This window comes from Flavobacterium sp. JAS, from assembly GCF_020991455.1.
Classification (GTDB): domain Bacteria; phylum Bacteroidota; class Bacteroidia; order Flavobacteriales; family Flavobacteriaceae; genus Flavobacterium.
In genome coordinates this window covers 186,435-208,254 of sequence record NZ_JAJMOX010000001.1, presented here as the reverse complement: position 1 = coordinate 208,254, position 21,820 = coordinate 186,435, and the positions used below count along the sequence as shown (strand labels likewise).

Here is a 21,820-nt window from a genome sequence, read left to right as displayed (position 1 = left end):
AATAATTTAAATTCAAAAACCTAATAAAAGTTAACTTACTCATCAGTAGTTTTTTTTAGCATAATGTTACATTAATTTTCTTTAAAATAATATTTAAAAAAACTACTTTTGCAGTCTGAAAATCATAACTACACAATGAGCACAACTAAAACAATACAATCGGCATTAATATCTGTTTTTTCAAAGGATGGATTAGAGCCAATCGTTAGAAAATTACACGAACAAAACGTAACACTTTACTCTACTGGAGGAACTGAAGACTTCATAAAAAATCTTGGAATTCCTGTAGTTCCGGTTGAAGATATTACTTCATTTCCTGAAATTCTTGGAGGAAGAGTAAAAACTTTACACCCGAAAATTTTTGGTGGAATTTTAAACCGTCAGGATAACGAAAGTGATGTTCAACAAATGAAGGAATTTGATATTCCTCAAATTGATTTGGTAATTGTTGATTTGTATCCGTTTGAAAAAACAGTTGCTTCTGGTGCAAGCGAACAAGATATTATTGAAAAAATTGATATTGGCGGGATTTCATTGATTCGTGCCGGTGCAAAAAACTTCAAAGACACAGTAATTGTGGCTTCGGTTAACGAATATAGCTTGCTTCTTGATTTGATTACAGAGCAAAATGGAGCTACAACTCTTGAGAACAGAAGATTGTTTGCTACAAAAGCATTCCATGTTTCGTCTCACTATGATGGTGCAATTTTTAATTATTTCAATACTGACGAGACTATTTACAAAGAAAGTATTGCAGATGGTCAGGTTTTAAGATACGGGGAAAATCCACATCAAAAAGGATTCTTCTTTGGAGATTTTGATGCAATGTTCAAAAAAGTTCACGGAAAAGAATTATCATACAACAACTTATTAGACGTTGATGCAGCTGTAAACTTAATAAATGAGTTTAAAACTGACGGACCAACGTTTGCTATTTTAAAACATAATAATGCTTGTGGTTTAGCTTCAAGAAAAACAATTAGCGAAGCTTATTTAGCAGCTTTAGCTTGTGATCCTACATCTGCTTTTGGTGGAGTTTTGATTGCAAATACTAAAATTGATTTAGCTACAGCTCAGGAAATCAACAAATTATTCTGCGAAGTAGTAATTGCTCCAAGTTATGATGACGAAGCAATTGCAGTTTTACAAGAAAAGAAAAACAGAATCATATTAGTTCAAAATGAAGTTGAATTACCTTCAAGACAAGTTAGAACATGTCTTAATGGTTTGTTAATTCAGGACAGAAATAATATTACAGATACTAAAGAGCATTTAAAGACCGTTACCATTACAGAGCCTACTGCTTCAGAAATAGAAGATTTAATATTTGCTTCAAAAATTTGTAAAAACACAAAATCAAATACGATTGTTTTTGCAAAAAACGGAACATTAATTTCCTCAGGTACAGGTCAGACTTCAAGAGTTGATGCTTTAATGCAGGCTGTTGACAAAGCAAAAGCTTTTGGATTTGATTTAACGGGAGCTTCGATGGCAAGTGATGCATTTTTCCCTTTTCCGGATTGTGTAGAATTAGCCAAAAAAGCAGGAATAACTGCTGTAATTCAGCCAGGAGGCTCAATAAAAGACGAATTAAGCATAAATTATTGCAACGAAAATAATCTTGCAATGGTATTTACTGGAACGCGTCATTTTAAACATTAATTTGTTTAACTTTGTTCAAAATAATTTATAACATTTTAAACCCCTAAAAAACTTATGGGATTTTTTGATTTCATGACCGAGGATATTGCGATAGACCTTGGTACCGCAAACACTTTAATCATACATAATGATAAAGTCGTTATTGATAGTCCGTCGATCGTTGCACGTGATAGAATATCAGGCAAAATCATTGCTGTTGGTAAGGAAGCCAATATGATGCAAGGTAAAACGCATGAAAACATAAAGACGATAAGGCCTTTGAAAGATGGTGTAATTGCCGATTTTGATGCTTCTGAAAAGATGATCAATATGTTCATCAAAAGTATTCCTGCATTGAAAAAAAGAATGTTTACTCCAGCTTTAAGAATGGTAGTATGTATTCCGTCTGGTATTACTGAGGTTGAGATGAGAGCTGTAAAGGAATCTTGTGAAAGAGTAAACGGAAAAGAAGTTTACCTAATTCATGAGCCTATGGCTGCAGCAATTGGTATTGGTATTGACATTATGCAACCAAAAGGAAACATGATTGTTGATATTGGAGGTGGTACAACTGAAATTGCAGTTATAGCACTTGGTGGTATTGTATGCGACAAATCTGTAAAAATTGCGGGTGACGTATTTACAAATGATATTGTTTATTACATGCGTACACAACATAACCTTTTTGTTGGAGAAAGTACAGCTGAAAAAATAAAAATTCAAATTGGTGCTGCTATCGAAGATTTAGATGGCCCGCCAGAAGATATGTCAGTTCAAGGTAGAGATTTACTTACTGGTAAACCAAAACAAGTTGATGTTTCTTACCGCGAAATTGCTAAAGCATTAGACAAATCTATTCAACGTATTGAAGATGCTGTAATGGAGACGTTATCTCAAACTCCTCCTGAATTAGCAGCGGATATCTACAATACCGGTATTTATTTAGCTGGTGGTGGATCTATGCTTAGAGGTCTTGACAAACGTATTTCGCAAAAAACAGATTTACCTGTTTACATTGCTGAAGATCCGTTAAGAGCTGTAGTTCGTGGAACCGGAATGGCACTTAAAAATATTGCAAAATTTAAAAGTATCTTAATTAAATAAGATTCAAAATAACAATCAATATATCTTTATAAGAGTTGAATTAATTGAATTTGACTCTTATAAAATTTGAAACCAAAAGCATATCCTGAAACAAAATAACCAAACAAGAAATGCAGCAAATTTTTAATTTCATTATAAGAAACAGTAATCGATTGCTGTTTTTGCTGCTTTTAGGTATTTCGTTGACTCTCACAATTCAATCGCATTCCTACCATAGAAGCAAAGTAATTAGTTCTGCCAATTTTTTGAGCGGAGGTGTTTACGAAAGAATCAATCGTCTTAATGAATATTTGAATCTAAAAACTGAAAACGACGAGCTTGTACTTGAAAATGCAAGACTGAAAAGTTTATTGTTCAATAAAGCAGACACCGCAAAATTACCTTTGGCAGATAGCATTAAGGGAGTAAAACCTGCTGATATAATTGTATCAAAAGTAATTCATAACTCTTATAATAGATATGAGAACTTTATCACATTAAGCTCAGGATCTAATGAAGGTGTAAAACCGGATATGGGTGTAATCAACAGTTTAGGAATAATTGGTATTGTTGATGATACATCTCCTCGCTACTCAACAGTTGTGAGTATTTTGAATATGAAATCTCAAATCAATGCTAAGCTAAAAAAAACAAATCATTTTGGCTCTTTGACCTGGGATGGAAAAAGCACTGGATACGTACAGCTTAGAGATGTTCCGAGATTAGCTTCTGTCAGAAAAGGAGATACTATTGTAACCGGAGGACAATCTGTAATTTTTCCGGAAGGAATCAACATAGGAACTGTTGAGACCGTTTATACAGAAACCAAGACAAGTTTTTATGTTATAAAAGTTAAACTATTTAACGACATGACAAACTTGGGTCACGTTTATATTATCAAGAGTAAGGATAGAGAAGAACTTATTAATTTAGAAAACAAGGAAAAAGATGAATAGCGCTTTGTTAGTCAATATTTTTCGATTTATTATGTTACTAACAATTCAGATTGTTATTTTCAATAATATGAATTTTTTAGGGTATATAAGTCCCTTCCCATACATCTTATACATTATTTTGTATCCGGTAAACAGCAACAGAACAGGATTAATCCTTTCTAGTTTTTTACTGGGATTAACAATGGACTTGTTTTGTAACTCTGGCGGAATTCACGCTACAGCTTGTGTAATCTTAGCGTATTACAGACCGTATATTTTTAAGTTTTCATTTGGATTGAGCTACGAATATCAAACCATTAGACTAAACGAATCATTAACACCTGAGCGATTTTCATTTATCTTAGTATCTGTCGTATTGCATCACATTGTATTGTTTATTCTTGAAGCTTTTCAATTTAAATTTATCTGGGATATTTTACTGCGAACATTGTTCAGCTCTATATTTACAATAATTACTTCAATCATAATAATTTATCTTATTAAGCCCAATAAAAGATGAGAAAAGTCCTGCTGCCCTCTTTAATTATTATTGCAGCATCTTTGCTAGTGATCAGGATATTTTATTTGCAGATTATTGATGATTCCTTCAAATTAAAATCAGAAAATAATGCAATAAAGAAGAAGTATGATTATCCTGAAAGGGGCTATATTTATGACAGAAATGGTAAACTGTTAGTTGCCAATCAGGCTTCTTATGACATAATGGTTATTCCGAGAGACATCAAGGAAAACCTTAATGTTACTGAATTCTGTTCTTTATTAGATATAACCAAAGAAGAATACGACAAAAGAATTGCGAAAGCAAAAGTCTATAGTCCAAGACTTCCTTCTGTATTTTTGGCTATGTTAAATAAAAATGAATTTGCTGCTTTCCAGGAAAAAATCAGAAAATATGACGGTTTTTATTTCCAAAAAAGATCGCTTCGTGATTATGAAGTAGATTATGGCGCTAACATTTTTGGCTTCATTACTCAGGTAACCGAAAAACTAATTGCAAAAAACCCATATTATAATAGTGGTGATTTAATTGGACAACAAGGTGTTGAGCAAAGTTACGAAGAAATTTTACGCGGTATAAAAGGTGTAAAATATATTCAAAAAGACAAATACAACCGCGAAATAGGTTCCTATAAAGATGGTAAATACGATACTATCGCCGTTGCTGGAGAAGACATTAATTTAACCATTGATGCTGAGCTTCAAAAGTATGGTCAAGAATTAATGATCAATAAAAGAGGAGGAATTGTTGCTATTGAACCTAAAACCGGTGAGATTTTAGCATTAGTTACCGCTCCATCTTTTGATCCCGGAATTTTAGTTGGAAGACAAAAATCTAAAAACTATACTCTTTTATATCACGATTCTATTGCAAAACCTTTATACGACAGAGGACTTTTAGCAGAATATCCTCCTGGATCTCCATTTAAAATCCTGACTGGTTTGGTTGCTTTGCAAGAAGGCGTTATTAATGAGCAAACGACTTTCATGTGTCATCATGGATTTAGTTATGGTAGAGGTCGTTTCATGAAATGTCACGGTTTTGGTCCACATCAATTACATAATGGAATTTACAATTCTTGTAATACATACTTTGCACAGGCATATATGTTGACTATTAACAAATACAACAATCCAGCTAAAGCTGTTGATGTATGGAGCGATCACGTTAAAAGTTTTGGATTAGGTCAGTTCATGGGCTATGATTTACCAACAGGTAAAAGAGGAAATGTCCCAACATCTAAAACCTACAAGAAAATTTATCCTAACGGAGGCTGGAGAAGTACAACAATTGTATCGAATGCTATCGGTCAAGGAGAAGTTTTAATGACTCCAATTCAATTGGCTAATATGATGGCAACTGTGGCCAATCAGGGTTACTATTATACACCTCATATCATTAAAAAGATTGAAGGAAAAAAAATAGATACTAAGTTCACAACCAAACACGTTACAACAATTGATCAAAAATATTTCCCTCCGGTTATAAGTGGTTTGTTTGATGTATACAACAAAGGAACAGCTTATGCGCTTCGAGTAGAAGGTATTGATATTTGTGGAAAAACAGGTACCGCTGAAAACTTTGCAAAAATTGATGGCGTTAGAACAAAACTTAAAGATCACTCGATTTTTGTGGCTTTTGCTCCAAAGGACAATCCGAAAATTGCCATAGCAGTAATGATTGAAAATGGAGGTTTTGGTGCAACAGTTGCCGGACCAATTGCCAGCTTAATGATCGAAAAATATTTAAGAAAGAAAATCACAAGAAACGACTTAGAAATTCGAGTTCTTAATAAAAGTTTGGTCAGTGAATATGCAAAATTAGGCGGCATAACAGCAGCCAGCGCAATTGAATCTACTCCAAAAGATTCTGTTATGAGAGCTAAAATTGTAAAACCGAAAGTAGAAGTCAAAAATATACCCATAGACACCACTAAAGAAAACTAACAAAGATTATTTCAAATGAAAAATCAAAGTGTAAAAAATAACATTGACTGGATAAGCGTTTTTATCTACATTGCGTTGGTGACATTAGGGTGGCTAAATATCTATTCATCATCATTATTATCGACTGAAGGAACCTATCAAAAACAATTAATTTTCATTGGTTGTACGATTCCATTGATTTTTGTCGTACTTTTTGTTGACGGAAAATTTTACGAAAAATATGCTACTATAATTTTTGGAGTCTCTTTATTATCATTAGCCGGATTATTTCTATTTGGAAAAACTATTGCCGGTCAAAGATGTTGGTACGCCATTGGAAGTTTTACTTTGCAACCATCTGAGTTTGCAAAAGCCGCTACATCATTGGCATTAGCCAAATATTTAAGTGATACTCAGATCAATTTAAAAGAAACCAACAGGCAAATTCAGGCTCTGGCTATTGTCTTTTTGCCCGTATTATTGATTTTACCGCAGCCCGATCCGGGAAGCGCGTTGATCTATAGTATATTTATCGTTGTTTTATACAGAGAAGGATTGCCATCTTGGTACGTTTGGACTGGTTTTATTACTATTTTATTATTTGTATTAACCCTCGTTTTAGAACCTTATGCCGTTATTCTAATAGCTTTTGGAGTACTCGCAATTATACATTTTAAAGGAAGAGCTGTCGATCGAAATATTATTTTAAGCGGTATTTTACTAGCCGTTATGTCTGCTTTTGTATTATCTGTTGATTATGTTTTTGATCATATATTTAAGCAACACCACCGTGACCGTTTCAATATTTTACTTGGAAAAAGTGTCGATATGAAAGGTATTGGATACAACACTAACCAATCGGAAATTGCAATTGGATCTGGAGGTTGGATAGGAAAAGGTTTCCTGGAAGGAACACAAACAAAAGGAGGATTCGTTCCCGAACAACATACTGACTACATCTTTACAACTGTTGGTGAAGAATGGGGCTTTGTGGGTTCATTGGTTGTTATCGCACTTTTTGTTGGCCTATTTTTAAGAGTAATTTACCTGGCAGAAAGACAGAAAACAAAATTCAGCAGAGTTTACGGTTACTGTGTTGCCGGAATTTTATTTACTCACTTCTTCGTAAACATTGCCATGGTTATTGGAATTTTTCCAACAATTGGAGTTCCTTTACCATTCTTTTCTTATGGAGGTTCAGGACTTTGGGGATTCACCATTTTACTGTTTATCTTCTTAAAAATGGATGCAAATAAAGTAAATGAATGGTAAACTTTTGAAAAGTCAAATTTCAATTTTTTAAATACCAAATTCCAACTTAACAATATCAAATCAATTATAGAAGAAACATTGTTTAGAAGCAAATTATAAGACCTTTCTAAGGCTTAATAAACTCAAATAACAATCAATTCTACATAGCTTAAGGGGAATTCAACAAAGAATTATTAAAATCACTATCAAGCATAAAAAAAGGTCCGAAGTTTAAACTTCGGACCTTTTTTAGTTTTTATCTTTATATATTTTCATTTTCACTTGGTCTTTTCTTTAAAAGCTTAAGAAGAACCGGAAATGTAGATATTATAATAATGATTACAATGATATATTCTATGTGTTGCTTTAAATCTATTCCTTGTTTTAGAAATACTCCATACAAATAATGTCCTGAAAAGATCAATACAAAAGACCATAAAAATGAGCTTAAAATATTATAGAACATAAAATTCTTTTTATCCATAGAAACTATACCTGCAATAATTGGTGCGAAGGTTCTGAAAATTGGCAAGAAACGCGCATAGATAATTGCTTTACCACCATATTTTTCAAAGAAATCTTTAGATTGCAATAAGTACTTCTTTTTAAACCAGAATGTATCTTCTTTTTTAAACAGATAATACCCACTTTTAGCTCCAAACCAATAACCTGTCATATTACCCAAAACTCCCATTATAGCAACCAGAGTAGAAAGTATAAATACGTTTAGAAAATCAGCTGGTATATCAACAACATTCTGAATTAAATCACGGCTATAAATACCTGCTAAAAAAAGCAAACTGTCTCCAGGCAGAAAAAATCCGGCAAAAAGTCCTGTTTCAGCAAAAACTATAAACAAAACAATAAATAAACCAATTTGAAAACCACCGATACTTAGTGTAATATAAAATTCAGGGTTAATTAATTGAGTCCAATCAAAATTATTCATAAACGCGCTTGGTTATATTTATAAGTTCGTGAAAGTAACAATAATTTAGTTTAGCCACAATAAAATACGATATTTTAAAGATAAATTAACTATTAAAAAAGCCCAAGTTATCCCTAGGCTCTCACTATTTTTCTCTACGATTATTCTTCTCGTACGTATTTACAACAAGAATGCAAATTGTCATAATCAGCTACTGTCGCTTTAACTTCTTTAGTATCATGGCCAACTTTGGCAATTGCCTTATTTAAATCGGCAGGCGACGATTTTTCTTCATTTAAAATCACCGTTAATTCATGTGAACTAATATCCCAACTTGCAAATTTAACCCCTGGAACTCCAAACGCAGCTTTCTCGATACGCTTTTTACATTGTTCACAATTACCATTTACTTCTGTAGTGTATTTTAAATTCTTATTTTTCTTAGTTTGAGCTTGCGCGGAAAATCCTAAAAAAGCTACTAATGCAATTAAAAGTATATTTTTCATTTTGTCTATTATTAAAGTTTATAAATTTATTATTTTATTTTAAATCGTAATCCTGCGTAATACATTTGTCCAAAAATTGGTGCGTATGCTACAGAAGCATCAAAATTAGGTCCAAAAGGATCTTCGGCACCCAAAATTGCTTTCTGTTGTTTGTAATTTCCAATGTTTTCTCCTCCAACATATACTTCAAAAACAGGCGAAAGCACTCTTGTAACCTGCATATTCATAACAGCATAAGATGGCGAAAAATCAGGGAACTGATCCTCTACAGGATTTGATGCTGTATAAGGTAATTGTTGTTTTCCTGACCAATTAAAAGTATAATCAAACTTCCATTGTTTTCCATTGCTTAATTGCGTTTCATACTCCAAATTTCCTAAAAAACGGTGTTTTGCCTGTAACGGACGCTGAAAAGTTCCTCTCAAATAATCGGTTTGAATATCGTAATATTTATAGGCTGTTCTCAAATTTAAATTATGAATCAACTCATAATTGAACTCAAACTGAAAACTATTTGCAAACGAACTTCCTTTTAGATTATAAAACAAAACTTCTTGCGGACTCTGCATCAAATCGACAACGGCCTGATTTTGAAAATCGGTTCTGTAGAAATCAAATCCTGCTTCGGCATTTTTATTGAAAATTTTAAACTTCTGAGAAAAACTAACCCCATAATTCCAAGCAATTTCAGGATTCAAACCATAAATTTTTCCGCTATGGTCTAAAATTGAGAATGTTCTTGAACTTGCAAAAAGCTGTTGATTCTCGGCAAAAATGTTAGCCGAACGTTTTCCTCTTCCGGCAGAAAAACGAATAACTCCATCTTTCCACGGATTGTATCTCATGTGTAAACGGGGCGTTACAAAAAAGCCTAAACGATTATGATTATCTACTCTTCCACCCAGAATTAAACTGAAATTATCTGTATTATCATACGTATATTCAAAGAATGCTCCAACCGAATTATCGATTCTGCTATAATCATTTACGTTCACAAATTCCTGATATTGGTCGTAAGTAAAATTTAAACCTGTCGAGAACTTGTGCATGGTATTATTGATAATCGAATTGAAAATCAAATTCGAATAAAAACTATTCTGCTTAATATCATACAAATTCAAACCAAAATAAGAATTCTGATTATGACTATTAAAAGCATTCTGAAAACCAATACTTTGATATGGCATATCTTTAAAAACATACCCAATTTTTGTAGAAACATCAAACCGCTCTGTGTTGATTTCTGAGCCCCAGTGATTTGTAGTTCCGCGATCTCTGTCTTTATCAAAATCAACTTCTCCTGTTTGTTTTTTATCATTCATATATCTGAAATTGATAAAACTTACCAAACCGCTTTCTGCATCATAATATTGATAGCGATTTAAAACGTTGATTTGTTTCCCTAGCGGATTATCCAGAAAACCATCGTCATTCATGTCGTTTTTTGCGACACGTGCATTTCCGTGAACGAACAAACTTGTCGCCCATTTATCAGATAGTTTTTTATTGAAATGCGTGTTTACCTCAAACCTTGCATCGGTAGAACCGTAGACATTCAAAAAGAACGGAATGTCGTTTAATGGTTTTAGAAGCTCTGTATTTATTTGCCCCGAAATACTTTCGTAACCGTTAATTACACTTCCGGCTCCTTTGGTAATCTGAACACTTTCAATCCATGTCCCAGGTGTAAATGACAATCCGTAAGCCTGAGAAGCTCCACGTACCGAAGGGATATTCTCCTCGGTAATCATCAAATACGGACTTGTAAGCCCTAACATTTTTATTTGTTTTGTTCCTGTTAAAGCATCAGAAAAATTCACATCGATTGACGGATTTGTCTCGAAGCTTTCGGCCAAATTACAACATGCCGCTTTCAGCAGTTCTTTACTCGTAATAACAGATGTATTTGAGGTAAGCGTATAGGATTTTTTAATTCCTTTTTGCTTCTTTGTGATTTTAACTTCCTCTAAATCTTCTTGTGAAAAAGCAGAAATAGAAAATAAAATCATACAAAAAAGCATGATATTTTTTTGCATAAAAAATGATTTTAATGTTAATTAGAAAAACTGTTTTTATAGAAATTCTCATTAAATGAAAAAATAACTAAACAGTATAATGCAAGCCAATAAACAGCTTGATTCTAAACATTAAAATCAGGAGTAAAAAATGTATTGATTGTATAATTTAAATAAGGGCGGCGCATTCGCATCAGCGTAATACGAAGTGATCTGATTGCTTTTGAAATTCGGGATCGAAACAAAAACCATTGGCTTGTAATCCTGAATTACCGCAGGAAAAGCTAATTGAAAAAAGAAAACCTTAAAAGTAGCATTATCTGATTTCTTTTCGAAATGAACTACTTTGTCTTTACAACAAGATGATTTTTTTTCGGAAGCTCCGCAACATTTCTTTTCACGAGATGCAGAAGCTGTAGTATTTAATGAAACAGAAGCAATTTCGCCTCCACAATAATGCACATCAAAAGCAAACCCAATGTTGGAAACCAACAATAGGAACGCTAAAAATAATCCGGTGCACTTCTTTACATTCATACCGCAAAAATACCTAAAAAGACTTTAAAAAAGATTTAATAAAATGTTATTTTTTAAGATTTTGCTGCTGATAATAAAATGCCGGAATAAACAACAATATAAATATAGGCTGAATAATAAACCGTCTTACATAAAAAAGAAGCCAGTTTGCATCTGGAAAGTATTTAATAATGATAAAAAACATTACAAAAAGAAGCACCAGAAAAAAGCCATACATAAATGTACTGAATTTAAGAATTTCTATATCTTGAAACAATACATAAATTAACAGTAAAGACAGCACTGTATTTAGAACATACCTAAAAAAAAGTCCGAAGAAAAGTTTAAAATAATCAACTTCAGGAAAAGGCAAATTTTTAAAATTTTCTTTGAAGTAAACCAAAAAGGGATCATAAAACAATTGATCTTCAAATGCTCTGATAACTCCAAAACAAAACACAACCAGAATCGAAACCAGAATTTTTAATTTGTACTCCTTTATATTATCTAGCATATTTTGAAAATTTATTAATCCAAAAAAACCATAAAGTAAATACTATTCCGTAAATAACTAAAGGAAAAAAGACGCCGTGCAAAAAATGAGTGTACCCGGGAAAATTATAAACCAAAACAACTAATGAAGCAATTCGAACAACATTACATATATATATTAACAGAATTCCAAATAAAATAAAAAACAACGTTGGTTTAAACTTTCCAGAGAAAGCAACAACAAACGAAACGAACAAAATAATAACACTAACTGCATTACAGCCTTCGATAATTCGTGCCATATGTTTTTTATTATACCAGATATCTAACCATGAATTCAAGTGGTTTTTATCGACTTGAAAATCCTGATTAAACAATTGCATTAATTGTTCGACATTACGACCTACGATTTTTGTAATTCCATCGACATCACTTACTTCAAAACTACTCAAATAGACCTTATATATAAATGTAAGTACAATATAAGCGGTAAAAAAAGTACCTATAAAAATCAGGAAAGGTTTGAACTGTATTAAATATTTTCTCAAAGGGATTTTTTTTTCAAATTTATGTATTTTTTGAGTTTAGCTTTAAATACTTTTGTATAAAATTTTTATATCATGACATTTCAAGAATTACAACCAAAAATAAGCGCTATTGTAGCTGACACTAATACACTTAGAGACGAAAAATTATTAGCCATTTGCCAACTTTTAAATGCAAATGTAGAGTATTATAACTGGGTTGGTTTTTATTTTGCCAATCATGAAAACAAAACCTTGCACTTAGGCCCTTATGTTGGCGCAGAAACAGATCATACTGTTATTCCGTTTGGAAAAGGAATTTGCGGACAAGTAGCTGAAAGCAATGCAAATTTTGTGGTGCCGGACGTTGCCGCTCAAGACAATTATATTGCTTGTAGTTTTACGGTAAAATCAGAAATTGTAGTTCCTTTATTTGTTGATGGTGTAAATATTGGCCAAATTGATATCGACAGCCACGTTATAGATCCTTTTACTGAAGCTGACGAAAGATTTTTAGAATTTGTAAATCAGGAAGTTGCAAAATTATATTAATTTTTAGGCGAATTAAATGCTTAAAACTGATTATTTTGGATCTAAATTATTTAATCTTCAAATTTTTCGATCTTTAAATTTATTTTTTCCGAAAAAAAGTTCTAATTTTGCACCGTCTTACAAAAGATGTACGACTACATAAAAATCATTAAATAATATTGGAATGTATTTAACTAAAGAAAAGAAAGAAGAGATTTTCGCTCAACACGGTGCTGCAACAAACACTGGAAGCGCAGAAGGTCAGATTGCATTGTTCACTTACAGAATTTCACACTTAACTGAGCACTTGAAAAAAAATCGTCACGATTACAACACTGAGCGTTCACTTGTACTATTAGTAGGTAAAAGAAGAGCTTTGTTGGATTACTTGAAAAAGAAAGAGATCAACAGATATCGTGAGATTATCAAAGTATTGAATATCAGAAAATAATCAATATAGAAAAGAGGTGCGAAAGTGCCTCTTTTTGTTTTTACAGATTATAAATATTACAAGCATTTTTAAAAGAAAAAAAGTTTGGTTTTTCATTGGGTTTTAGAATAAACAACAACTACACACAACAACTACAACACAACTAAAACCCATTGTATAACCAATAAGGAAAAAATTATGATTCCACAATTATTTGTAGAAAGTATCGATTTAGGTGATGGCAGAAGCATCACAATCGAGACAGGGCGTTTAGCTAAACAAGCTGATGGTTCTGTAGTAGTAAGAATTGGTAAAACTGTTATTTTAGGAACAGTTGTATCATCAAGAAAAGCAAGTCCAGGTATTGACTTTTTACCGTTAACGGTAGATTACCGCGAAAAATTTGCAGCAGCAGGTCGTTTTCCAGGTGGTTTCTTCAAGAGAGAAGCTCGCCCTAGCGACAGCGAAGTATTAACAATGAGATTAGTTGACCGTGTTTTACGTCCGCTTTTCCCAAGTGACTATCACGCAGAAGTTCAGGTTATGATTCAGTTAATGTCTCATGACGAAGAAGTAATGCCGGATGCATTAGCAGGATTAGCCGCTTCGGCAGCACTTGCATTGTCTGACATTCCCTTTGAAACTTTAATTTCTGAAGCGAGAGTTGGAAGAATTGACGGTAAATTTATCATCAATCCATCTCGTGCACAATTAGAATTATCTGATATAGATATGATGATTGGAGCTTCGACTGATTCTATCGCAATGGTAGAAGGAGAAATGAAAGAAATCTCAGAAGCTGAAATGTTAGAAGCAATTAAATTTGCTCACGAACATATTAAAGTACAAATTGCTGCTCAGGAAAGATTAGCAATTGCTTTTGGAAAAAAAGAAGTTCGTACTTATGAAACTGAAAAAACTGACGATGCTATTTACGCAAAAGTAAAAGCAGCGGCTTATGATAAAATTTACAACATTGCAAAAGTTGGTTCGGCTAAACACGAACGTTCTGCTGCGTTTGATGCTGTAAAAGAAGAAGTAAAAGCATTATTTACAGAAGAAGAATTGGCAGAAAACGGAGACTTAGTTTCTAAATATTTCTACAAAACCAATAAAGAAGCTGTTCGTAACGTAACTTTAGACTTAGGAACTCGTCTAGACGGAAGAAAAACTACAGAAATCAGACCTATCTGGTGTGAAGTAGATTATTTACCATCTGTACACGGTTCTGCATTGTTTACACGTGGAGAAACTCAAGCATTGGCAACTGCAACTTTAGGAACATCTAGAGAAGCAAACCAAATTGATTCACCATCTGAACAAGGAGAAGAAAAATTCTATTTGCATTATAACTTCCCTCCATTTTCTACAGGAGAAGCTCGTCCTTTAAGAGGAACTTCAAGAAGAGAAGTTGGTCACGGAAACTTAGCACAAAGAGCATTGAAAAACATGATTCCTGCTGAAAATCCATATACTATCAGAGTTGTTTCTGAAGTATTAGAATCAAATGGATCCTCTTCTATGGCTACAGTTTGTGCTGGAACATTAGCGTTAATGGATGCCGGTATTCAAATGATTCGTCCAGTTTCTGGTATTGCTATGGGATTGATTACTGATGGTGATCGTTTTGCGGTTTTATCTGACATTTTAGGTGATGAAGATCACTTAGGAGATATGGATTTCAAAGTAACTGGAACTTCAGAAGGTATTACAGCTTGTCAAATGGATATTAAAATTGACGGATTGAAATACGAAATTATGGAGCAGGCTTTGGCTCAGGCTCGTGATGGACGTTTGCATATTTTAGGGAAATTGCTTGAAACTCTTGCTAAACCAAATGCAGATGTTAAAGCGCATTCTCCAAAAATCATTACCAGAACTATTCCTGGAAACTTTATTGGAGCGTTAATTGGACCTGGTGGAAAAGTAATTCAGGAATTACAAAAAGCTACCGGAACAACTATCGTAATCAACGAGGTAAATGACGAAGGTGTTATCGAAATCTTAGGTACAGATCCTGCTGGAATTGAAGCAGTATTGGCTAAAATTAAGTCAATCACTTTCAAACCACAAATGGGAGAAGCTTATGAAGTAAAAGTAATTAAAATGTTAGATTTTGGAGCTGTAGTAGAATATACTTCTGCGCCAGGAAACGAGGTTTTATTACACGTTTCTGAATTAGCTTGGGAACGTACTGAAAATGTTACTGATGTTGTAAACATGGGCGATGTATTTGAAGTGAAATACCTAGGAGTTGATCCTAAAACTAAAAAAGAAAAAGTGTCAAGAAAAGCGCTTTTACAAAGACCTCCACGTGAGGAGAAAAAAGAGTAATCAGATCTTAGTTTACTAAAGGTTTATTCATAGAAAACCCCAATTCATTTATTTGACTTGGGGTTTTTAGTTTTTTACTATTGTCGATAAACTATTCCAAACATTAAACTCTGCGAGCCAAAATCTTTTTCAACCTGATCATTAAATAAATTATAAGGTGACCATTGATAATGACATTGCAATCCAACATTTTTATAATTAACCTTAATTCCTTGCGACAGATAAAATGTAGTCAAAACCTCTTTTGTATGTTCCCCGTCATCAAACTCTAATTCCTTTGGAGCATTATAAAAATTCAACGCCAACCCAATTCCTGAATTCCATTCTAAATTAAAATTTGTCGTTCGCTGAGATAACGGAATAACTTTTGCAAAACGCGTTCCGATATTTATAGCAAAATGACTCGATTTATATTGTACAACTGAATCACGATATTTAAAATTGGGCTCGATCGGATTTTTTGGTATAAAAAAATTAAATCCAAAATCGATATAATCTTCCCTATCCATTTTATTTCTAAACCAAAAACCAAATGATGGTGACAATTCAAATTTATTAGACAGCTTTCCTATTGGCTGTACAAAACCAGCTTCGACATAAATTCTTTCATATTCATTTATTGGAGATGATTTATCATTTTGAGAAAAAGCAAATTGAGAAATTATGCAAATCAATATTAAAAATAGTTTATTCATCATCTTACCAATTTAAAAAAGGCATTGACCTTTTATTATTTACATTCCAAAGTCCTAATTGAAAACCTTTTGAATTTGATTTGTTTAAAACCCCAATTTGTAATCCCCTATTAATTCTGGTTTGATTAAAAATTCCTAAATGCAAACCGCTTAATTGATACGATTGATTATAAACTCCTACTGTTGAACCCGCTAAATCATTATTAGCATTATAAATACCAATCGCAATTCCGTTTTGATGGTCAGCAATTGTTCCTAAAACAGTAATCGATAGTCCATTAAAATTTTTGAATTTATTTCCGGCAGAAATATTTAATCCGCTCATACTAGTTGTAGTAAAAAAACATCCCGTACTAATATTCAATCCATTCAATTTTAAATGGGGAGTATAACTCATATTCTTAATTTTATAACCTTCTTCTGTGTTTTTAATGCTATCACTCTTCTTGTTATTCTTAATTATTTCAGGCAGGTATCCCAATGACATAAATGCCATAAAAGCTCCAACAACCGGTGCCGGATTTGCTTCTATATTTATACCATTAATGGTTTGGTTTTCTATATTTTTATTCTCAACATGACCAATTCCTAATACAAGCCCGTTTACTTCATCTACCTTTTTAGACATTGGCGAAAGACTGAAGATTTGTGAATGTTGCTCGACAGAATCATTTTGAACTAGAATAGAATTCTGACCGTAAGAACATCCAAAAACAAAACTAAGAACTACTAAAATTGATGTTTTCATAAATTATTGTTTTAAAATTACAGGACAAACCTATTGCAATTATCACATATCGATTTGCTTAAATCAATAAAACTATTTCTTATATTTGTGATTATCGCAAATTATGAAATATCAGGAATCTTTTTTAAAGGCAATTAGAAGTACAATCCCAAAATCAGCTTCTGTAATAGATGAGATTGCAACAGTTTTAGAAATAAGCTATGACGCATCTCATAGAAGAATATCTGGAAAAAGTAAATTTTCGATAGACGAAACTATCAAACTAGCAGATCATTTTAATATTTCGCTGGATAATTTATTTTCTAAAAAAGAAAAGGTAATTGTTGAAAAAACTATTGAAATAGAAACGTTAAAAGATATGCTTCAATATTTCAAAACATCAGCAGAACAAATCGAAATACTAACAAAAAATCCAAAAACAACACTATTTTATTCCGCCAAAGATATTCCGCTTTTTTATTTTATGGACGGAACGATTTTATCAAAATTCAAAGCTTTTGTCTGGCTCAACCTTTTAAACAGCCATCAAAAAAAAGTAACTTTTGAAAGTTTTATAATCGAAGAATCATTTGCAGAATACATGCAAAAATTAAAAAGTGTATACGAAAACACTGTAGTAAATGAAATTTGGAACGACACTACAATAAACAGTAGTTTACAACAAATTTTATACTTTCATGAGGCAGGTTTACTTTCTTTAAAAAATGCAAATGCTTTATGCAAAGACTTGAAAAGAATTATCAATTTAATTCAGGAAAAATGTAATACGGCAAATAATAATTTTAATATTTATTATAATGAGTTAATATTATTAAACAATAATATGCTCATAGAAACAGAAGAAAAGCTAACTATGTTTGTTCCTTATACACTGCTGGGATATTTTATTACTGATAATGAAGAAAGTTGTAAAAACGTGCACCAATTTTTCAAACAGCAAATTATAAACTCAAAACCTTTAGGACAATCAGGAATTAAGGAACAAAATCTATTCTTTAATCGAGCCATTCGAAAAATAGATTATTATATTGAAAAGATTAATTCTCAAGTTGACTTATTATTTTAAAACCAGACATTCCTAATCTTAGTTTACTTAAAAGTTTATTCATAGAGAAATCCCGTTTCATTTAACTGAAACGGAATTTTTTGTTATAAATCAATAAAATTGCACAAAACTGCAAAAAAATTGCAAAATAATACTGTTAATTTATTTCAATTGCCTTACATTTAAATTTCCTTACAAAAAAATCTTAAATGCTGAAACAGATAAATTACGCAACAATAATTTCTATCCTTATAAGCTACTCCAGTTTTTGCCAATCAAATGCAAAAAAAGAAATCTCCAATTATTTTGACAAAACCGTTGGAGATGAAATTCTAAATAGTAATAACGGCAAAATTCATATCGATCATTACAATCTTAAAAATGATCATAATTACTATTTAAACAAAAATTTTGTCACTGGTACTATTTATTATGACAATCAACTATATGAAAATGTCCCTATAAAGTATGACATCTACAAAGACCAACTTGTAAAATCATTTGGAAACACTAATTCATTAGCCATTGACTTAATAAGCGAAAAAACCGATTACTTTTTGATAGGAGGAAAAACATTTGTCAATATTGATAATAAATACAAATACCCAAAAGATGCAACCGGTTTTTTTGAAGAAAAATATCTGGGAAAAAATTTTTCCTTATATATCAAGCATTTTAAAACCTCCAAAGAAGTTGTTACCGAAAGTGCAGTATATACAGAGTTTGAAGAACATAGTAATTCCGAACTTCTTTTTGAATCAAAATTCAGAACGATAAATACTCAAAAGGAGATTTCATCAATATTCCCTCAATTAAAATCTGAAATTAAAGATTATTACAGAAAGAATAAATTTCTGGAAGAAACTAATCCAGATCAATTTAAAGCAGATTTGATAAAATTTATTGATAACAATTTACAAAGTCTTAGTTGGAAAATTTAATGAAAAAACATCTCTTAGGTTTCTTATTCTTTTTACTACCGATCTTCCTTTTTTCTCAAGAAAAAAATATTTCTATAGAATATTCTAATGTAACACGGAAAAAGGTCATTGAAATAATCGAAAACAACAGTGCTTTTCATTTTTATTTTAATGAACAATGGTTATCTAACGACGAGCTCATTTCTGGGAAATTTCAAAATACATCTATTACAATAGTTTTAGATGACATTTTTAATAATACAACCATAAACTATTACATTGATAGAAATAGCATCATTTTAAGTAATGCATCTTTAATATCAAATTCTATATCTGAGAAGTATTTTGAAAATACTCCTTTTAAAAATGATAAACCACTAGCCGCACCCATTTATAACAAACAATATCTAAAGGACACAAAAAGAGATTCTGACTCGATTATTATGCTAGGAAAACAATCTTTAGCAAATAATTTGCAAATGCATACTTTGTCAGGTTACATCAGAAATAAAACCTCAGGAAAACCCGAATACAATGTTACTGTTAAGGTAAAAGATAAAGACTTTAGTACAACAAGTGATGTAAATGGTTATTACAGTTTTAAAATACCCGCAGGAATTAATACAATCGAAACACTATCTCTTACTCATGGAACAAAACTCAAAAAAATTGTCCTTTATAGTAATGGAAAGGTTGATTTTAATCTGGAAGAAAATGTAAATGCTCTAAAAGAGATTGTTATTGAAAATAAAAAAACAAGAAATGTAACTTCGGCTATAACAGGTCTTACTAGTATTGATATTGAGAACATCAAAAATGTTCCTTTAATATTAGGCGAAAGAGACATTTTTAAAGTTGCAACAACACTTCCTGGTATAAAAACAACTGGAGAAGGCTCTGCCGGCTTTAATGTTCGAGGAGGAAAAGATGACCAAAACCTCTTTTTATTAGACAATGCTGTTCTATACAATCCGTCTCATTTTTTAGGTTTCTTTTCTTCGGTGAATCCTTTTACAACAAAAAAGGCAGATATCTATAAAGGTAGTATTCCAGCCGAATTTGGAGGACGCCTTTCGTCTGTTTTTGACATTAAATCTAAAAGTGGCGATACCGAGAAAGTATCGGGCGAAGCTGGAATTGGACCTGTAATGAGCAATGTAACACTCGATATTCCGGTTGTAAAAGGAAAATCCAGTTTACTATTTGGCGGTAGAGCAAGTTATTCTGATTGGATTTTAAAAACTATCAAAGATTCAAATTTAGAAAATAGTCAAGCTTCTTTTTATGATATCCTTTTAAAATACAATCATCAACTCACTAAAAAGGACAATCTCGAAACTTCATTCTATTATAGTCATGACAAATACCGTATTTCTTCAGACTCTGTCTACAAGTATAACAATCAATTAGCGACCGTAAAATGGGATCATGATTTTAATGAGAAAAATAAATCTTCCTTTATTATTACCAGCAGCCAATATAAATTTAATATCAACTACAATTCTCAACCTGAAAAATCTTTTGATTATGGTTACAGAATAAACGAAACTCAGTTCATTTTTAAGATGAAATACATTCTGAATGAAAAGCATGTGTTTAATTACGGCATTAGCAGCAAGTTATACAATGTAAATCCCGGTTTTCTAAAACCAACAAACAATGACTCTGAAATTAAAAATATTGATTTACAAAATGAAAAAGGTTTAGAATCAGCATTGTTTTTTACCGAAAACTATAAGGTAAACGATAAGCTATTGATCAATTTAGGATTGCGCTACTCTATGTTTTCTTCACTTGGGCCTTCTACTCAAAACATTTATGAAAGCGACTTTCCAAAATCGGACAGAACAGTAACAGAAACCAAAACCTATTCGAATAATGATGTAATAAAAACTTACGGCGGCTTTGAACCAAGAATTTCTGCACGTTATTTTATACTTCCGGATTTATCAATAAAAGCAAGTTTTGACAGAACCTACCAATATGTACACTTACTTTCGAGCAATACGACACAGTCTCCAATAGACACATGGAAACTTTCTGATTTAAATACAAAACCACAATCTTCAAATCAATTCTCATTAGGGATTTTTAAAAATATAATTAAAAACTCATTAGAACTTAGCATTGAAGGTTACTACAAAAAATCAAAAAATATTCTAGATTACAAAGTTGGTGCTGAATTATTATTAAACAAAAACATAGAAACAGAGCTTTTACAAGGAGAAGGAAAAGCTTATGGAGTTGAATTTTTAATCAAGAAAGAAAAAGGAAATTTTAATGGCTGGTTAAGTTATACTTACTCCCGAGCTTTAATAAAATTGGACAGTAAATTTGATTCTGAAAAAGTAAATAACGGAGAATACTTCGCTACAAATTATGACAAACCACATGATTTTAGTGCGATTTTAAATTACAAATTCACAAAGAGATACAGCTTATCAACTAATTTTGTTTATCAAACCGGCCGACCTGTCACCTTCCCGATTGCGACTTATGATTTTGCAGGTGAGCCATTAACACTATATAGTGACCGCAATAAATACCGAATTCCTGACTATTACAGATTAGACATCGGGATTAATATTGAAGGAAATCACAGGATAAAAAAACTGGCTCATAGCTTCTGGAATGTCTCTGTTTATAATGTTCTTGGAAGAAACAATCCGTACAACGTATATTTTGTTACTGAGGACAAAAAAATCAAGGCCTATAAAACCTCTATTTTTTCTGTGCCAATTCCGACGATAACTTATAACATCAAATTTTAATTCATTTATC

Annotated in this window: 20 protein-coding genes; 12 read left to right on the top strand and 8 right to left on the bottom strand. The window is 32.0% G+C overall.

Translation table 11 applies throughout. The features are described 5' to 3' along the window. Positions 1–135: 135 nt before the first annotated feature. The 6 genes from purH to rodA all read left to right on the top strand — a co-directional run bounded on the left by purH (position 136) and on the right by rodA (position 7,376). Positions 136–1,662, top strand: coding sequence for a bifunctional phosphoribosylaminoimidazolecarboxamide formyltransferase/IMP cyclohydrolase (gene purH / locus LPB88_RS00880; RefSeq protein WP_230711939.1), 1,527 nt, complete (start codon positions 136–138; stop codon positions 1,660–1,662). 54 nt (positions 1,663–1,716) lie between these two features. Continuing rightward, positions 1,717–2,745, top strand: a complete 1,029-nt coding sequence (locus LPB88_RS00875) for a rod shape-determining protein (protein WP_007804822.1) — start codon at positions 1,717–1,719, stop codon at positions 2,743–2,745. A gap of 110 nt (positions 2,746–2,855) precedes the next feature. Continuing rightward, positions 2,856–3,680: a rod shape-determining protein MreC gene (gene mreC, locus LPB88_RS00870; protein WP_230711938.1), complete on the top strand. Its 825-nt coding sequence runs from the start codon at positions 2,856–2,858 to the stop codon at positions 3,678–3,680. After that, positions 3,673–4,179: a rod shape-determining protein MreD gene (locus tag LPB88_RS00865; protein WP_230711937.1), complete on the top strand. Its 507-nt coding sequence runs from the start codon at positions 3,673–3,675 to the stop codon at positions 4,177–4,179. The genes mreC and LPB88_RS00865 overlap by 8 nt, the downstream gene beginning before the upstream one ends. After that, positions 4,176–6,125 carry a penicillin-binding protein 2 gene (gene mrdA / locus LPB88_RS00860; protein WP_230711936.1) on the top strand — a complete coding sequence of 650 codons (1,950 nt, stop codon included), beginning with the start codon at positions 4,176–4,178 and terminating at the stop codon, positions 6,123–6,125. Before LPB88_RS00865 ends, mrdA begins: the two co-directional genes overlap by 4 nt. Before the next feature lie 15 nt (positions 6,126–6,140). Continuing rightward, entirely contained in the window at positions 6,141–7,376 is a 1,236-nt protein-coding gene (rodA, locus tag LPB88_RS00855; protein ID WP_230711935.1) for a rod shape-determining protein RodA, read from the top strand. 241 nt (positions 7,377–7,617) lie between these two features. Here the strand turns inward: rodA and LPB88_RS00850 are convergent, their stop codons facing one another. The 6 genes from LPB88_RS00850 to xrtF all read right to left on the bottom strand — a co-directional run bounded on the left by LPB88_RS00850 (position 7,618) and on the right by xrtF (position 12,360). Next, a complete protein-coding gene (locus LPB88_RS00850; RefSeq protein ID WP_230711934.1) occupies positions 7,618–8,304 on the bottom strand; it encodes a DedA family protein in 687 nt (228 codons plus the stop codon). Between the two features lie 140 nt (positions 8,305–8,444). Continuing rightward, entirely contained in the window at positions 8,445–8,789 is a 345-nt protein-coding gene (locus LPB88_RS00845) for a heavy-metal-associated domain-containing protein (RefSeq protein ID WP_230711933.1), read from the bottom strand. A 29-nt stretch (positions 8,790–8,818) separates the two neighbouring features. After that, a complete protein-coding gene (locus tag LPB88_RS00840; protein WP_230711932.1) occupies positions 8,819–10,825 on the bottom strand; it encodes a TonB-dependent siderophore receptor in 2,007 nt (668 codons plus the stop codon). Between the two features lie 117 nt (positions 10,826–10,942). Next, positions 10,943–11,341: a hypothetical protein gene (locus LPB88_RS00835; protein ID WP_230711931.1), complete on the bottom strand. Its 399-nt coding sequence runs from the start codon at positions 11,339–11,341 to the stop codon at positions 10,943–10,945. Between the two features lie 46 nt (positions 11,342–11,387). Continuing rightward, a complete protein-coding gene (locus LPB88_RS00830) occupies positions 11,388–11,834 on the bottom strand; it encodes an exosortase F system-associated protein (RefSeq protein WP_230711930.1) in 447 nt (148 codons plus the stop codon). Continuing rightward, a complete protein-coding gene (xrtF, locus tag LPB88_RS00825) occupies positions 11,824–12,360 on the bottom strand; it encodes an exosortase family protein XrtF (protein ID WP_230711929.1) in 537 nt (178 codons plus the stop codon). Before xrtF ends, LPB88_RS00830 begins: the two co-directional genes overlap by 11 nt. 72 nt (positions 12,361–12,432) lie before the next feature. Between xrtF and LPB88_RS00820 the strand changes: the two genes are divergently transcribed. From LPB88_RS00820 to LPB88_RS00810, 3 genes are all read left to right on the top strand, one after another. Then, on the top strand, positions 12,433–12,888 hold the full coding sequence (locus LPB88_RS00820) for a GAF domain-containing protein (RefSeq protein ID WP_230711928.1): 456 nt from the start codon (positions 12,433–12,435) through the stop codon (positions 12,886–12,888). A gap of 163 nt (positions 12,889–13,051) precedes the next feature. Further along, positions 13,052–13,318 (top strand): 30S ribosomal protein S15, encoded by a 267-nt coding sequence (gene rpsO, locus LPB88_RS00815; RefSeq protein WP_026983900.1) that lies wholly within the window; start codon positions 13,052–13,054, stop codon positions 13,316–13,318. A 177-nt stretch (positions 13,319–13,495) separates the two neighbouring features. After that, the gene (locus tag LPB88_RS00810; protein ID WP_230711927.1) at positions 13,496–15,631 is read left to right on the top strand and encodes a polyribonucleotide nucleotidyltransferase; all 2,136 of its coding nucleotides are present in this window, start codon (positions 13,496–13,498) and stop codon (positions 15,629–15,631) included. A gap of 77 nt (positions 15,632–15,708) precedes the next feature. On the opposite strand, the gene LPB88_RS00805 is transcribed toward LPB88_RS00810, so the two are convergent. Both LPB88_RS00805 and LPB88_RS00800 read right to left on the bottom strand, forming a co-directional pair. Then, positions 15,709–16,329, bottom strand: coding sequence for a hypothetical protein (locus LPB88_RS00805; protein ID WP_230711926.1), 621 nt, complete (start codon positions 16,327–16,329; stop codon positions 15,709–15,711). Between the two features lies 1 nt (position 16,330). After that, positions 16,331–17,074 carry an LA_2272 family surface repeat-containing protein gene (locus LPB88_RS00800; RefSeq protein ID WP_230711925.1) on the bottom strand — a complete coding sequence of 248 codons (744 nt, stop codon included), beginning with the start codon at positions 17,072–17,074 and terminating at the stop codon, positions 16,331–16,333. Between the two features lie 103 nt (positions 17,075–17,177). On the opposite strand from LPB88_RS00800, the gene LPB88_RS00795 reads away from it, so the two are divergent. The 3 genes from LPB88_RS00795 (at position 17,178) to LPB88_RS00785 (ending at position 21,810) form a co-directional block, all read left to right on the top strand. After that, on the top strand, positions 17,178–18,140 hold the full coding sequence (locus LPB88_RS00795; RefSeq protein ID WP_230711924.1) for a helix-turn-helix domain-containing protein: 963 nt from the start codon (positions 17,178–17,180) through the stop codon (positions 18,138–18,140). 188 nt (positions 18,141–18,328) lie between these two features. After that, a complete protein-coding gene (locus LPB88_RS00790; protein WP_230711923.1) occupies positions 18,329–19,060 on the top strand; it encodes a hypothetical protein in 732 nt (243 codons plus the stop codon). Then, positions 19,060–21,810 (top strand): TonB-dependent receptor domain-containing protein, encoded by a 2,751-nt coding sequence (locus LPB88_RS00785; RefSeq protein WP_230711922.1) that lies wholly within the window; start codon positions 19,060–19,062, stop codon positions 21,808–21,810. Before LPB88_RS00790 ends, LPB88_RS00785 begins: the two co-directional genes overlap by 1 nt. The last annotated feature ends 10 nt before the right edge of the window (positions 21,811–21,820 follow it).

Bases quoted from the DNA above. Each gene is read 5' to 3' on its own strand.
- purH (WP_230711939.1), top strand. From the start codon at position 136: ATGAGCACAACTAAAACAATACAATCGGCATTAATATCTGTTTTTTCA.
- LPB88_RS00875 (WP_007804822.1), top strand. From the start codon at position 1,717: ATGGGATTTTTTGATTTCATGACCGAGGATATTGCGATAGACCTTGGT.
- mreC (WP_230711938.1), top strand. From the start codon at position 2,856: ATGCAGCAAATTTTTAATTTCATTATAAGAAACAGTAATCGATTGCTG.
- LPB88_RS00865 (WP_230711937.1), top strand. From the start codon at position 3,673: ATGAATAGCGCTTTGTTAGTCAATATTTTTCGATTTATTATGTTACTA.
- mrdA (WP_230711936.1), top strand. From the start codon at position 4,176: ATGAGAAAAGTCCTGCTGCCCTCTTTAATTATTATTGCAGCATCTTTG.
- rodA (WP_230711935.1), top strand. From the start codon at position 6,141: ATGAAAAATCAAAGTGTAAAAAATAACATTGACTGGATAAGCGTTTTT.
- LPB88_RS00850 (WP_230711934.1), bottom strand. From the start codon at position 8,304: ATGAATAATTTTGATTGGACTCAATTAATTAACCCTGAATTTTATATT.
- LPB88_RS00845 (WP_230711933.1), bottom strand. From the start codon at position 8,789: ATGAAAAATATACTTTTAATTGCATTAGTAGCTTTTTTAGGATTTTCC.
- LPB88_RS00840 (WP_230711932.1), bottom strand. From the start codon at position 10,825: ATGCAAAAAAATATCATGCTTTTTTGTATGATTTTATTTTCTATTTCT.
- LPB88_RS00835 (WP_230711931.1), bottom strand. From the start codon at position 11,341: ATGAATGTAAAGAAGTGCACCGGATTATTTTTAGCGTTCCTATTGTTG.
- LPB88_RS00830 (WP_230711930.1), bottom strand. From the start codon at position 11,834: ATGCTAGATAATATAAAGGAGTACAAATTAAAAATTCTGGTTTCGATT.
- LPB88_RS00820 (WP_230711928.1), top strand. From the start codon at position 12,433: ATGACATTTCAAGAATTACAACCAAAAATAAGCGCTATTGTAGCTGAC.
- rpsO (WP_026983900.1), top strand. From the start codon at position 13,052: ATGTATTTAACTAAAGAAAAGAAAGAAGAGATTTTCGCTCAACACGGT.
- LPB88_RS00810 (WP_230711927.1), top strand. From the start codon at position 13,496: ATGATTCCACAATTATTTGTAGAAAGTATCGATTTAGGTGATGGCAGA.
- LPB88_RS00805 (WP_230711926.1), bottom strand. From the start codon at position 16,329: ATGATGAATAAACTATTTTTAATATTGATTTGCATAATTTCTCAATTT.
- LPB88_RS00800 (WP_230711925.1), bottom strand. From the start codon at position 17,074: ATGAAAACATCAATTTTAGTAGTTCTTAGTTTTGTTTTTGGATGTTCT.
- LPB88_RS00795 (WP_230711924.1), top strand. From the start codon at position 17,178: ATGAAATATCAGGAATCTTTTTTAAAGGCAATTAGAAGTACAATCCCA.
- LPB88_RS00790 (WP_230711923.1), top strand. From the start codon at position 18,329: ATGCTGAAACAGATAAATTACGCAACAATAATTTCTATCCTTATAAGC.
- LPB88_RS00785 (WP_230711922.1), top strand. From the start codon at position 19,060: ATGAAAAAACATCTCTTAGGTTTCTTATTCTTTTTACTACCGATCTTC.